This window comes from Streptomyces sp. IBSBF 2435, assembly GCF_036815005.1.
Classification (GTDB): Bacteria; Actinomycetota; Actinomycetes; order Streptomycetales; family Streptomycetaceae; genus Actinacidiphila.
This window is the reverse complement of record NZ_JAJSYW010000014.1, coordinates 1-12,605: the sequence shown is the minus strand read 5'-3', so window position 1 is coordinate 12,605 and position 12,605 is coordinate 1. Positions and strand designations below refer to the sequence as shown.

Sequence of the window (12,605 nt, the reverse complement as noted above, 5' to 3'; positions counted from 1 at the left end):
ACACCCCACACCCACCGGCGGCCCTGAGAGCTCAACCCTGTCGACGTGTCCGACGACCGCCAGGACGGCGCGGGGCGCCGGCGGTCGTGGCAACCCGCCTGCCGTGTACCGCCGATAGGCCGGCTCCCCGGCCCCTTTCGCGAGGTCAACAACCGTACGAGGAGTGCGCTGTGAAACGTCTTGCCATCCGATCCGTGGTCCTGGCCGTGGCCCTGGGCGCCGGGGCCGTACTGCTTCCCGGCGCCGCGGCCCTCGCCGCCACCGGCCAGTCGGCCGTCGTCTCCCAGGACTGCGCCTCCGGCGGGCGGATCCAGGAGACCGTCGTCAACACCGCCGCGCAGGCGACCACGTTCACCCTGAACTGGCCGGGCAAGGGCACCTGGACCGCGAACGTGGCCGCGCACGACAGCGGCCACTTCTTCTTCACCCAGCCGTCCGGCACCGCCTACACCTTCCGCACCACCACACCCCAGGGCTACGACCAGACGGTCAGCGGCACCCTGAACTGCGCCGGCGCGCTGCACGCCCTGGTCGGCATGGACTGCCCGCGCAACGCGGACGGGTCCCTGCCCGCCTCGCACCGGCTGCGGATGACCCTGGACAACCGCAGCGCCACCGCGCAGACCTTCACCGTCGCCTGGCCCGGCAGGGCCGGCTCCCCGTGGACGGTCACCGTGCCGGCCATGTCCGGGGACAGCAGCCTGTACTGGACCGTCCCCAACGGCACCCCCTACACCCTGAACACCGGCGCCGGCACCTGGAGCCGTACCGAGTCGGGCACCGCCACCTGCGGCACCGCCGCCGGCACCCCCGGCATGAACTCCCGGACGGTGCTCGGCACCAGCACCGTCATCACCGGCCTGAACGGCGCCAACGGCCTCTACAACGGCACCGCGAAGTCCGTACGCATCCCCGCGCTGGCCGTCACCGGCTCCGGAACCGTCATCGCCGTCGCGGACGCCCGCGTCGACGGCAGCGCCGACCTCGGCGGCGGCACCAACAACATCCAGATCGCCATGACCCGCAGCACCGACAGCGGCGCCACCTTCACCGCCCCCGCGATCATCGCGCACGCCCCCACCACCAGCGAGGGCTACGGGGACCCCAGCCTGCTGGTGGACCGCACCACCGGCACCGTCTTCTGCTTCTTCACCTACGCCCCCAAGGCCGGCGTCGGCTACTACGGCTCCACCGCGGGCGACACCTCCGCGACCGCCACCACCAACACCCACATCCGCTACATCACCTCCACCGACGACGGAGCGACCTGGAGCGCCCCGGTGGACCTCAACCCGCAGGTGCGCGAGGCAAGCTGGGCGGGCATGTTCGCCTCCTCAGGACACGGCGTCCAGCTGTCCTCCGGCCGCCTGGTCCAGCCGCTGGTCTACCACGACTCCGCCGGCGACCACGCCTCCAACCTCTACTCCGACGACCACGGCGCCACCTGGCACGCCGGCACCTCCGCCGGGACCGGCGTCAACGAGAACAAGGCCGTCCAGCGCGGCACCGGCAAGGTCGTGCAGAACATGCGCTCCAACTCCGGCGGCAACCGCTGGTACGCCACCGCCAGCGACACCGGCGCCGCGAACGTCGCCTCGCCGTACGGCGCGAGCTGGAACTCCGGCCTGCTCGACCCGGGCTGCAACGCGGACGAGGTGTCCTACCTCAGGCCCACCGACGTCGACACGTCCGGCCGCCCGCTGCTGACCTCGACCGCCGTCCTGAGCAACGCCGCCAGCACCTCCCGCACCGACCTCACCGTGCGGGTCAGCCGCGACGACGGCGCGAGCTGGCCGCACGAGGCGCTCCTCAAGGCCGGCGCGAGCGGCTACTCCACCACCGCCGTGCTGAACAACGGCACCGTGGGCGACCTCTACGAGATCGGCGACACCGGCGGCATCGTCTTCGCCGACTTCACCCTCGGCTGGGTCGAGAACGCCTGACCTCCCCGGCCGCCGGGGGCTACGCCGGGGCGCCCTCCGAGGACGGTGCGGCGGCGGCGCCCCCGGCGGGCCGGTCGGGGACGCGGAAGGGATCGGCGGACGGCTCGGGCGTCTCGTACTGCACCGGCTCGGGCCGCACCGGATCCGAGAACAGGTCTGTCTGGGCCATGAGTCCCCCATGCGAGGTGATGATTTTCCGACGTGCTCCCGCCCGCGGGCGGGTCGGTCTGAGGTAGACCGTACGCCGACCCGGGCGGAGATCACACGCCGAGCCGCCGGGCGGGGCCGGAGCGGCCCGCGCCGAGGTCCCGAAGCGACCACCGGGAGAGGTCCGTGCGGCGGGCGGGAGACCCGGTGGTCCGGACCCCGTTCTGGACCGGGGGAGGGCCTACAGCGTGCCCACCACCGTGCCGGGGGCGGGGGAGGAGACGTCCGGGAGTGTCGGCTCCAGGCTCAGTGTGGCCTCGGGGGAGGCGCCGGTCCACCGGGCGGCCATCGACTGGTAGGCGCCCGCCATCAAGGCGGCGGCCGTGCGGTGGGTGGTCAGGTCGGAGCGCATCTGCTCGCGGGTGCGCCGCCCGTTGACGTACTCCAGGAACTCCCCCATGGCGCGGCGCCGGGAGGACTGCTGTGTCGGTACCGCCACCTGGCCCTCCGACATGGTGGTCAGCGCCTCGTGGCCGAGGCGGGTGTACGCCTTCCACGCGGGCCGCAAGCGGTTGTTGCGGAAGACGTGCACCTCGACGTGGCGGTCGCCGCCCGGCGCGTGGCGGTCGCCGGTGCGGACGCCCTCGTCCAGGGTCTGCAAGGAGTGGAAGTGCAGTGCCTGGAAGGGGCCCTGCTGGACGATGTGCGTCTCCTGCCGCACGCGTCCGTTGCCCTTGTAGAGCCCGGCTGCCGGGGTGAGGTTCCCCCGCTGGGAGAAGCCGTTGTGCACGAGGTTGAGGCTGCCGAGCGTCAGGGTGCGGCCGGCGCTCCGGAAGGCCAGCGAGATGAACGCGTCCACCTCGCCGAAGCCGTGGGCCGCGGTGTCCAGGTCCTGCGTGCTGTACAGGTTGCGGGCGGCGAAGCCGTCGAAGAGCCGCTCGTGGTCCTCGACGCCGAGCTGCGCGAGGAAGTCGGCGGGCCGGGTCACCTGGGCGTGCACCTGCACCGCGTCGGGGACCTTGCCGCCGCGCTCACCGGCGGCCAGCAGCCACGGGATGATGTCGAAGAAGTGGTAGCCGCTGTGGGCGCACTTGCCGTAGCCGCGGTCGTAGCCGTGGTAGTCCAGGTCGAGCAGTTCGTCCGGGAGCCGCCACTGCCCGTCGCTGTGGAAGGACTGCACGGAGGTCACCGGGCAGTCGGTCGCCTCGGCGACCTCCGCGATGAGCTGCCGCAGCCGCCAGAAGGCCGGGTGGTAGCGGCGCTGCGACTGCACGCTCACCATGATCTCGGGGTGCCGCAGCCGGGCGGCCTCGTACCGGGCCAGGAGGTCGTCCGCGTCGGTGAGGATGCCCGCTGCCTGCGCGGGGTCGGTGGACGCGTCGGTGCGCACGCCCAGCGGCTTGTCCAGCAGTACGCTCAGGCCGCGCTCCAGCGCCCAGCCGGTGTAGGCCAGGTGGAAAGCGGGTTCGGTGGACACCACCACCGCGTCGATGCCCCGGTGGTCCACGAGTTCGTCCAGGGTGCGCCGGACGGCGTCCGGCAGCGTCCGCTCCTCCGAGCCGAACGGCTCGACCAGGGTGACCGGTACGGATCGGGGTCCGTCGTCGGCGTCGTAGGGGACCGCGGCGTCCGCGGCGCCCAGGATGTCCACGCCGCGGACCGTGCCGACGAGGCCGGCCGCCTGTCCGGCGGCCAGGGCGGGCAGGTGGGATCTGCGAGCGTGCGGGCCAACGCCAATCACCAGCAGATTCTTCATGTCGCCCTCTGCTTGTCCTCGTGGGGGATCGGGCTTGTGCCTCAGCCGCGGCGGCGCAGGAGGGTGCCGGGCCAGGCGTCGTCGGGGGCGGCGAGGATCTTGCCGTCGTCCCGTGTCCGGTCGCCGGTGTCGGCGACCAGGTCGTAGCGCTCGGTGACCCGGGCGGACAGGGCCGCGGCGCCGGCCGCGCGCAGGGCCGCGTCCTCGCGGCGCAGCAGCTCGGACAGGGGCGCGTCGGCGTCGTGCACGCGCGCGTAGTCCTCCAGCAGAGCGCTGTAGCGGCTCTGCCCCCGGTGCACCACCACCGGCGCCAGCCCGGTGAGGGTGGACGATCCGCCGGCCGGCGCGGTACGGAGCCCCGCGTCCCGCGCGGTCCGGTCCTCGGTGGTGGCAGCGTCGGCGATCAGGGCCTGGCAGGGCACCACCGCGGACCCGAAGGCCGCGGCGCGCCCCGCGCTGAGGGCGGCGGCGAAGGCGATGATGCGGCCGGAGATCCCGATCTCCAGGATCCGCGACCCCGGCAGGTCCACGTAGTCGTGGAAGGCGTCACCGAGTTCGTAGGCGAGCATCCACGGCTCCAGCTGCCCGCCCGGGGCGGGCAGCAGCGCCGCCACGCAGCGTCGCGCGTAGTGCTCGGGCGGAGTGCGGTCTGCCAGCAGCAGGGGGATGCCGACCGCGTCGGCGAGCGCCGCCAGCACCTCGGTGATCTCGGTCCAGGTGCGCGCCACGCGCTCCTCGCACATGAGCAGGTGCATGCCGGTGAAAGGGTGGATGAACTCGTCCCGCACCAGGTTGCGGACGTCCTGCACCGGCCGGTAGATCCCGTTGTGCGAGGCGACCGCGCGTACCGCGTCCCGCCCCGGCAGGGGCTGGGCGCGCAGCCAGTCCAGGTGCGCGAGGTTGCAGTCGAACCACAGGCCGCTGCTGTCGTCGGCGCTGTAGAAGTCGAACCCTTCGGACATGGCCGCCGCGAAGCGGTGCGGCAGGGGATCGGTGAAGACCGGCGGATGGGCGACGGAGTCGACCTCCCAGTGCCCGGCCGAGGCGTCAAGGAAGAAGCCCATGATGTTGTCGGCGAGCGTCAGCCCGGCGCCGGTGAGATTGGAGACGCCGCGGGCCAGCGGGTACGGGCTCAGATAGCCGGCCGCCACCAGCCGTCCACGGTAGCCGGCCAGCCCCTTGCCCGGGTCAGTGATCAGTGAGCGGGCCCCGCGCCAGGGCGCGGAAGCGCGCGAGGTTGTCGCCGGCCTGCTGGAGGGAGGATTCGACATGGCCGAAGAAGGCATGCAGCGTCTCCAGGATCGCCTCGGGGTGGAAGGTACGGGCGCGGGCCCATCCGTCGGCCAGCAGCACGTCGGGGACGACGGCGTCCCCCACGAGCGCGTCGCCGATGGAGTAGAGCAGCTGGTCGAGGCCGCCGTGCTGGAGCCGTGCCCCGGTCACCAGGTCGAAGTCGAGTGTGGCGGTGCGCAGCGTGAACTCCCGCGTGCTCTGCCGGGAGGCGAGGGTCCGCCGGGTGGCGAACCGCGGCTGCTCGGGGACCCGCAGCCCCCGGTAGGCGCGGGTCGCGTCGCCGGCCGGTATGGCGAAGACCGGGCTCATCCGCTCCCAGCCGGCGGCTGCCAACTGCTCGACCGCTGCGGCGAAGCGGCGCGGTCCGGCGGCCGGCAGCCGCCGCAACTGGGCGTGCTGCCGGTGCTGTCCCGCGCCGTCGCCGGCGGCGCGGGACTGGTCCGCGGTCACCGCGGGACTCCTTCCCGCGGGGCGTCCCCGGGGTCGGGCAGGCCCAGTTCGCGGGCCGCCCACGGCAGCGCCGCCGCCGCCTGGGCGCGCTGGACGGCGCGGCGCTGCGAGCCGGGCTGCTGCGGCGGCAGTCCCGCCTGCGAGCAGAAGTAGCCGGCCAGCATCGCCGCGAACTCCGGCTGTCCCGGGGCGATCCGCTCCGGTCGGGGGCCGCCCTCCGCGTGCAGGCTGGGCAGCCAGGCACAGGTGTCGAAGACGGGGTTGCCGCGGCACGCCCACGTCCAGTCCACCAGCTTGACCTGGCCGCGGTGGCGGCAGATGTTGTCGCTGCGCAGGTCCAGGTGCAGCAGGGCGTCGCCGGACAGGTCGGCCCGGGCGGAGGCCGCCTCCAGGACCGGCAGCGCCCGCTCCAGCCACCGCGCGCCGGCCAGCCCGGTGGACAGGAACGGCCTGGGGTCGCGGGCCACCAGCGGCCAGCCGTGCAGCACGTCGCGGCGGTCGGACAGCGGCGGCAGCCCGGCCGGCGCGATGCGGGCGTGCACCTCCTCCAGGGTCGCCACGACGGCGGCGACCATGGTGTCCTCCCACGGGTCGGGCCACTGCGCCTCGTGCAGGTCCTCCAGCACCAGTACCGGCCCGCAGCCCTGGCCGTCGCCGGCGGACGCCACGAGGCGCGGCATCCACGGGGCGTCCACCGCCGCGTACACGCCGATCTCGGCCTCCAGCCAGCCCCAGGTCAGCGCGTCGGTGCCGGACTTGACGAACACCGACCGCCCGTCGGGCCACCGGACGATCCACTGCTGCGCCTGGGTGTAGCCGCGGTCCACTTTCCGCCACCGGCCGCCGGGCCGCACCAGGTCCGCCACGGCGGTGGCCAGCTTCTCGTCCGGCAGGTCGTCGATCAACGTTGCGCGCATATGCCGCTCCTCGGTGTGTCGGGAGGGTCGTCACGGCCGGCGGTACCACCGGCGGCCGTCGCGGGCCGGCCGGCCCTCACCCTTCGGGGGCCTCCAACTGTGCCAGCAGCCGCCGGGCCAGTTCCCGGCGCTCGGCCGACCTGTCGTGCACCGCCATCCGCTGCAGAGCCGAGACCGCGCGCCGGTCGCCGCGGCGGGCGAACTCGATCGCCTTCTCGTTGCGGGCGTCCTCGTAGGAGGTGTCGAACGGGACCGTGGTCAGCGGGCCGCGCCGCCAGAAGTAGGCCAGCTCCCGCCGTTCCCACCCGGCGTACAGCGACTCCCAGTTCAGGTCGCCGGAGTTCAGCTCCAAGCTCAGCTCGTTGATGGGTTCGCTGCGCGGCTGGAAGCGGAAGTCCATCGACAGCCGGAAGCGGTCGGTGCGGTTGGGCATGCCGCGGTGCACGGTCATGCTGTGGAAGACGAGCATGTCGCCGGCCTCGAACGGCTGGGAGCGCAGGTCCTCCTCCCGCACGTCGGTGATCTCCATTCCGCCGGTGCCGTAGGCGAGCGTGCTCTCCCGCACCCCGTCGCGGTGCGAGCCGCGCACGACGGCCAGCGGACCCTGTTCCCACGACACGTCGTGCAGCGGCACCCAGGCGGTGCAGGTCCGCGGCGTGCCCTGTACGGAGACGTAGTCCTGGTGCAGCGGAGTGGTGTAGTCCCCGCCGTCGGGCGAGTGGTCGGAGGGGAAGACGATGCGGCCGATCTGCCGCGGGTGCAGCAGCGCCTCCTCACCCAGGACCGGGGTGACCACCGTGTCCAGCAGGGAATGGGGGAGCCGGTGGAAGGCCTCCGAGCGCCAGGCGCGGTGGTAGACCCGGCGGTAGTCGGCCATCGGCTCGACGCAGAACTTCTCGGCGACCGCCCGGCGTTCCTCCCGGTCCCCTGCCAGCCAGCCGGCCTCGTCCATGGCGGCCAGGAAGTCCGCCCGGACGGCGGCCAGTTGCCGGACGTCCACCTGGCCGCGCAGGAAGAGGTAGCCGTCCTCGTCGAGCCGGGCCCGCAGCGCTTCGGGGTCCGGCAGCAGATCCGTGGAGTCGGTGAAGCGTTCGACCGCGGAAGCGGAAGGTCCTGCCATGACGCCTGCTACCTCCTGGGTGGGCGCGGTGCATCGGATGGGCGTGCGGTGGTGCCGCGGCGGCGGGCGGGGTCAGCCGCCGTACGGTGGCGGGCCGGCCGGCCCGGAGCGCGACGCGGGATCGCCGGGCAGGTCGAGCACCGCGCCGTTGAGCGATCCGAACTCCGGGCCGGTGAGCCGGACGATCAGCCGGCCGACGTCGTCGGCGGGCAGCGCGGTCCGCGGGTCGCGGTCCGGCAGCGCGGTGCGGAACATGGCGGTGTCCACCGCTCCGGGGCTGACGCAGTTGACGCGCACCCCGGCCGCGGCCAGGTCCAGGGCCAGGCACCCGGCCAGGTGCTCCAGCGCGGCCTTGGCCGTGCCGTACGCGTGGCCGTGCATACGCGGTGCCCGGCCCATCCGGGACAGCATCAGCACGACCTGACCGCGGCGGGCCGCCAGCAGGTCGTGGAACGCCCGCACCACGCGGTAGGCGCCGACGACGTGCTGGGCGAGCATCTCCGCGACGTCGTCGGGCGTGATGTCGGCCATCCTTCCCAGTACCGCCGCCCCGCCCGCGGTCACCACCAGGAGGTCGAGCCCGTCGGTCCCTGCCCCCACCCGGCCGCGCAACTCCCGCACCGAGTCCCCGTCGCGTACGTCGACGCACAGCGCTCCGGTGCCGGCCGGCAGCGGGTCGGGCCGTCGCGCGGCGGTCCACACCGTCCAGCCCTCCTTCGCCAGTTGCGCGGCGGCGGCCCGGCCGATCCCCTGGCTGCCGCCGACGACCAGGGCCGTCCGCCGCCGCTCCGGCGGGGCCTGGGGGTGCTCCTGGGCCAGTGGGGGCATCGTCTACTCCGTCGGGTGAGGGGGGGCTGCCGGCTCAGCGCACGCCGGCGGCGGTGAGTTCGAAGGTGCCCGCCGCCGCGTCGAGCCGCGCCGGGACACCGACGGGCAGCGTCAGCATCGGGTCGGTGTGGCCCAGGTCGACACCGGCGAGCACCGGGAAGCCGCGGCCCCCGTAGCGTGCGGCGACCGTGGCACGCAGCTGCTCCTCGAAGCCCTCCGGGGCGCGGAAGGACCGGCCGACCACCATGCCGGCCGGCCGCGCCGTCACCCCGGCGGCGTCCAGCTGGGTCAGCGCCCGCTCCAGCAGGGCCGGATTGCTCTCGCAGGTCTCCCAGAACAGCACCGCGCCGTCGAAGGACGGCACATAGGGAGTGCCCAGCAGCGCGCACAGGGTCTCCAGGTTGCCGCCGAGCAGCGGGCCCCCGCCCGCCCCGCCGGCCAGCCACTCCCAGCCCTGGTGCGGCACCGTGTCGCGCGGCCGGTCGTCGTCCTTGTCCCACAGCAGGAACTCCTGCGTCCACTGCTCAGGAGGACGCAGGACGCCGGCCGGCACCGCGGCGGTCAGCGCACCGAAGAGCGAGGTGTCGCTGTACTTCTGCACGTCGGGGAATTCGGCCAGTTCCGGCATGAGGGTGGGGCCGTGGAAGGTGACCACGCCCGTCCTGGCGTGCAGTCCGAGCAGCAGCGCGGTGAGGTCGCTGTACCCCACCACCGGCTTGGGATCCGCGGCGAACGCCTCGTAGTCGAGGTACGGCAGCAGCCCGTTGGCGGTGTAGCCGCCGATCGTGCAGACCACCGCGCGCACCCGTCCGTCCCGCAGGAACCCGTTCAGCTCGGCCGCCCGGGCCTCCGCGGGACCTGCCGAGTGGCCGGAGGCGCCGGACTGCGAGCCCACTTCCACCCGGAAGCCGCGGTCGCGGAGCGCCTGGAGGCCGCGGGCGAACCGGCCGGGGGCGAAGACCGCCCCCGGCCCGGACGGCGTGCACACCCCGATGACGTCGCCTCGGGCGAGCCGCCGGGGCCGGATCGCCGCCGCCCCGGCGGCCGGTGCCGTCATGTGGTCGGTCACGGCGAGGCTGTCCCGGCCGCGGGCTTGGCCAGCACCCAGGTCTCCCGGAAACTGTCCTGCGTCGCGGGCGCCGGGGTGTAGTCGTCCAGGACCTCCAGCACCCGGAAGCCGGCCCGGTCGGCGGCGGCCCTGATCTCCTCGTGGGAGAACCACCGCTGGCGGTGGTGCTCCTCGTAGCGGGCGAAGGCGTCGCCCTCCCGCAGGAAGAGGGTGATGAGGAAGTCCACCGACTGCTGTTCCGGGTGGTGCCGGTTGCGCCACACGTAGGCGAAGTCACCGCAGTCGTCGCCGTAGTGGCTGTCGCCGAAGATGTTCTCCAGCTTCCCGCGGGTGTTGACGTCGAAGAGGAAGACGCCCGTGGGGGAGAGCGCCGCCGCCACCGACTCCAGCAGCTGGACGAGGCCGCCCTCGCCCGCCATGTAGTTGACGCTGTCGAAGGTGCACACCGCGGCGTCGAACCCGCCGGGCAGTGCCGCCGCCGGCAGGTCCGCCCGGACCAGCCGGGTTCCGTCGGCGACATTGCCGCGGGCCTTGTCCAGCATCCCCTCGGAGCTGTCCACCCCGGCGACCCGGTAGCCGCGCTTCTGCAGCCGGGCGGTCAGCAGACCCGTACCGCAGCACACGTCCAGCAGGTCCGCGGCGCCGGGGGCGTGCTGGCGCAGCCGGGCGTCGATGAAGTCGGCCCACGCGTCGTAGTCGTTGTTCGCCGTCCAGGCGTCGTACACCGCGGACAGCGCCTCGTACGGCTTCAGCGGCCCGTCTGTCCGCGTCCGGGTCCCCATCAGCCGGCCTTGCGTACGTGCACCATCAAGTTGACGCCCCGGTCGGCCCACTCCGGATGCTCGGACGCCTTCAGCTCCAGGTCGAGGAGGGTCTGGAAGTACTCCTCCTCCTGGAGCCGCTTGGAGACCGCGCTGATCGTCTGGTACGGGTAGCCGAAGTCCTCGGGGCCGGGCTGGGCCAGCGTGGTGACGCCGAAGACCCGCTCCACCTGGAGGCCGGCGTTCTCGCCGAGGTCACGCAGGTCCTGCGAGGAGTAGACGCGCAGTGGCGGGACATGCGGAGCCCACTTGACGATCCCGGTGTCCATCAGCTCGCGCAGCTCGGCCGGGTCGGCGCCGTCCCGGTTGATCTTGGAGTGAACGGCGTTGGACAGCGAGTGGCTCATCAGCAGGCCGTGCGCGCCGGGCTTCATGACGCGGTGCAGCGTCTCGAAGGCCGCGGCGGGGTTGTCGAGGAAGCTGAGGACGCCGTAGGTGCTGATGACGCCGTCGTACGCGGCGTCGGGCAACTGCGGAGCGTCTTCCAGGTCGCACTCGACGAGGTGCACCTTGTCGCCGGCCCCGGCCGCCGCGACGTTGGAGGCCGCCGTCTCCAGCATGCGGGAGGACTTGTCGGCCACGGTCACCTCCACGCCCAGCGCCTCCGCGCACCACAGCCCCCACCGGCCGGTCCCGCCGCCCGCGTCGAGGATGTGCTGGCCCGGCCGCACCTGGAGGTGGCGCCGGAAGAGCTCCTGCACGAGGGCGTCGCTGAGCTTCCAGTAGTCCGCTTCGTAGAAGCCTTCCACATTGCCCGCGTAAGGCTCGAAGAATTCCTCGTACTGTTCGTCCGTCATGAGGGACACAGGCGGTTTACCTTTCTTTCCGGGAATGCCGCCGGACAGTGCGGAGCAGCACTGACCACAGCTCGACAGGGACACCTGCCCGTATGGACGGGAAGGGAAGGGGGCGTGGGGGCGACGCCCCCTAAGGGGCGATGGCGACACCATTCAGTCGCGGCGCCAACTGGAGGTCGCGAATATCCGAATGGCTCAGCACCCACATGAGCCATCGTTCGATCCCCATACCGAAACCGGAGGTCTGCATGGGAGTGGCGTCCTTCATGGCGACATACCAGCGGTACGAGTCCTCGTCCACCGAATGGTGGGCCAGCGCGCTCCGGCATTCGTCACCGGTGACATGGCGCTCGCCGGCGCCGACCACCTCACCGATACCGAAGAGCAGGTCGGCGTTGAGCGCGCTGCGCCGGCCGGAGGGCGCGTACGCCTGGTAGAAGGGGACCGACAGGTGGTCGAAGTGCGTCACCCAGAGCACCGGGCTCACCTCGGCCAGCAAACGCCGCTCACCGTGCCGGGTCAGGGAGCGCCACTGGCCGGAGTCGTGGACGGCGAGCGGGTCGCCCGCGAGGTGCTCGACCGCCTCGTCCATGGTCATCCGGGGAAAGTCGGTACGCTCGGCCATGTCCTCGATGTGCTCGATGCCCGCTGACCTGGCACTGAGCGCCTTGCCGCACTCTTTCAGCGCCGCGTCGGCCAGCACGCGCATGTACGACTCGACGCTCGCCATCACGTCGGCGAGGTCGCCGCGGATCTCCGCCTCGCTGTGGAAGAACTGGTTGAGGTGCGTGGCGTCCGCGTCCTCGCCGCGGAAGCTCGGCATCAGGTACCAGGCGCCCTCCTCGTTGAAGCGGCAGCCGTACTCCAGCATGAACTGCATGGAGTCGGCGAGGTAGGTGCGCTGGCCGAACAGGTCGATGCCGACCGGGGAGGAGTCGCTCCCCAGGCCCATGGGGCTCGACACGCTGTCGGTGGTTATCGGCAGGTGCAGTGCCTTGACGCCACGGCTTCGCCAGAATCCGGTGGTGGCCACAGTCACCGTATCCTGAAGGTCGACCAGAGTCCGGTAGAACGACTGGCCGACTATCTCTAAGAAGCGGTTCGGAGCTGGTCGCCAGCCCCCATGTGAAATCTCGCCGAGCGCGCTCAAGAAGCCCTCACCATCCTTTTCTCAGCAGTGCAATCCCTTGTTTTGAACGGTGGGCGGACGCACATTTTCGGCAATGCCGAAAATATAATTCTTCGTTCGTACGGAATTAACTCTAGCGGGTGTGCGGCTTGTTCGTAAGAGTCCATCAAGCAGATTTTTTGAATTTCCGGTCCGAGTGCTGCCCGGCTATTGCGGAATCACCGGTGCGACAGGCTGGACGACGATGTTGACCAGTTTCGGCGCGCGCACGATCACCTTGCGGACGCTGGCGCCGGCCAGGGCCGCGGCTACGGCGGGGTCGGCCAGTGCCAGGG

12 protein-coding genes are annotated in these 12,605 nt (G+C 72.5%); 1 reads left to right on the top strand and 11 read right to left on the bottom strand.

Annotated features, from left to right (window positions below; translation table 11 throughout):
• Positions 1-170 precede the first annotated feature (170 nt).
• Positions 171-1,943 (top strand): sialidase family protein, encoded by a 1,773-nt coding sequence (locus V7E46_RS04835; protein WP_333767236.1) that lies wholly within the window; start codon positions 171-173, stop codon positions 1,941-1,943.
• Between the two features lie 19 nt (positions 1,944-1,962).
• On the opposite strand, the gene V7E46_RS04830 is transcribed toward V7E46_RS04835, so the two are convergent.
• The 11 genes from V7E46_RS04830 to V7E46_RS04780 form a co-directional block, all read right to left on the bottom strand.
• The gene (locus V7E46_RS04830; RefSeq protein WP_329172858.1) at positions 1,963-2,112 is read right to left on the bottom strand and encodes a hypothetical protein; all 150 of its coding nucleotides are present in this window, start codon (positions 2,110-2,112) and stop codon (positions 1,963-1,965) included.
• Positions 2,113-2,331: 219 nt separating this feature from the next.
• Positions 2,332-3,846, bottom strand: a complete 1,515-nt coding sequence (locus V7E46_RS04825; protein WP_333767235.1) for a Gfo/Idh/MocA family oxidoreductase — start codon at positions 3,844-3,846, stop codon at positions 2,332-2,334.
• A 41-nt stretch (positions 3,847-3,887) separates the two neighbouring features.
• Complete coding sequence (locus V7E46_RS04820) at positions 3,888-4,997, bottom strand: hypothetical protein (RefSeq protein WP_333767234.1); 1,110 nt, start codon at positions 4,995-4,997, stop codon at positions 3,888-3,890.
• A 37-nt stretch (positions 4,998-5,034) separates the two neighbouring features.
• Positions 5,035-5,589 (bottom strand): hypothetical protein, encoded by a 555-nt coding sequence (locus V7E46_RS04815; protein WP_333767233.1) that lies wholly within the window; start codon positions 5,587-5,589, stop codon positions 5,035-5,037.
• Positions 5,586-6,506: a hypothetical protein gene (locus V7E46_RS04810; RefSeq protein ID WP_333767232.1), complete on the bottom strand. Its 921-nt coding sequence runs from the start codon at positions 6,504-6,506 to the stop codon at positions 5,586-5,588. The genes V7E46_RS04815 and V7E46_RS04810 overlap by 4 nt, the downstream gene beginning before the upstream one ends.
• A gap of 76 nt (positions 6,507-6,582) precedes the next feature.
• Positions 6,583-7,626: a phytanoyl-CoA dioxygenase family protein gene (locus tag V7E46_RS04805; RefSeq protein ID WP_329172853.1), complete on the bottom strand. Its 1,044-nt coding sequence runs from the start codon at positions 7,624-7,626 to the stop codon at positions 6,583-6,585.
• 72 nt (positions 7,627-7,698) lie between these two features.
• Positions 7,699-8,454: an SDR family NAD(P)-dependent oxidoreductase gene (locus V7E46_RS04800; protein WP_333767231.1), complete on the bottom strand. Its 756-nt coding sequence runs from the start codon at positions 8,452-8,454 to the stop codon at positions 7,699-7,701.
• A 34-nt stretch (positions 8,455-8,488) separates the two neighbouring features.
• A complete protein-coding gene (locus tag V7E46_RS04795; protein ID WP_333767230.1) occupies positions 8,489-9,523 on the bottom strand; it encodes a S66 peptidase family protein in 1,035 nt (344 codons plus the stop codon).
• Positions 9,520-10,305: a class I SAM-dependent DNA methyltransferase gene (locus V7E46_RS04790; RefSeq protein ID WP_333767229.1), complete on the bottom strand. Its 786-nt coding sequence runs from the start codon at positions 10,303-10,305 to the stop codon at positions 9,520-9,522. The genes V7E46_RS04795 and V7E46_RS04790 overlap by 4 nt, the downstream gene beginning before the upstream one ends.
• Positions 10,305-11,141 (bottom strand): class I SAM-dependent methyltransferase, encoded by an 837-nt coding sequence (locus V7E46_RS04785; protein WP_333767228.1) that lies wholly within the window; start codon positions 11,139-11,141, stop codon positions 10,305-10,307. The genes V7E46_RS04790 and V7E46_RS04785 overlap by 1 nt, the downstream gene beginning before the upstream one ends.
• A gap of 130 nt (positions 11,142-11,271) precedes the next feature.
• Positions 11,272-12,291, bottom strand: a complete 1,020-nt coding sequence (locus V7E46_RS04780) for an amino acid--tRNA ligase-related protein (protein WP_329172842.1) — start codon at positions 12,289-12,291, stop codon at positions 11,272-11,274.
• Between the last annotated feature and the right edge of the window lie 314 nt (positions 12,292-12,605).